At 64.1% G+C, this 488-nt stretch carries 1 protein-coding gene; it reads right to left on the reverse strand.

The features are described 5' to 3' along the window. A partial coding sequence (locus tag AC1DKD_RS41995) for a hypothetical protein (RefSeq protein ID WP_477144835.1) occupies positions 1–316 on the reverse strand: 316 nt, incomplete at its 3' end. Between the last annotated feature and the right edge of the window lie 172 nt (positions 317–488).

Genomic DNA, 488 nt, shown 5'->3' on the forward strand with positions numbered 1-488 from the left:
CTGCGCCGTTTCGGGTGTGGCTGGTTTCGTGGTTTTGTCTCGGAGAGCAGGCGCGGTGATGTTCGAGCGTGACCCTCGCGAACCGGGCCACCACCACGAAACCAAGGGCATTGAGAGCAAGGTGCCGCTCGCGCCGGTACGGCAGGGCATCAAATGGCAGGGCGCCCGCCGCCAGAGACAAAACCACGAAACCACCAAGGCGGGCAGCGTCGTGGCGCTCGGCACCGCGAACGGCAGATGGCCGAATGGTCACCGCGCCCGAGGTTGGGGGCCCCACCACGTGACCAATGGGTAATGCAGTGGCGATGTCCTTCAAGCCGGTGAGGCACGCCAGCCAACACTCAGGGCCGTACGACGAAACCACCGAGGCCCATCAGCCTTATTGCTCTGCCCCCGGCAGGGTCGGCTTTCTTCTCGTTAGTCTTCTTTGCCGAAGCAAAGAAGAGTGACCGGCGTCCCCCGCAGGGGGATGTCGTACGCACTTGGGT

The organism is Cupriavidus sp. 05T313, assembly GCF_056396665.1.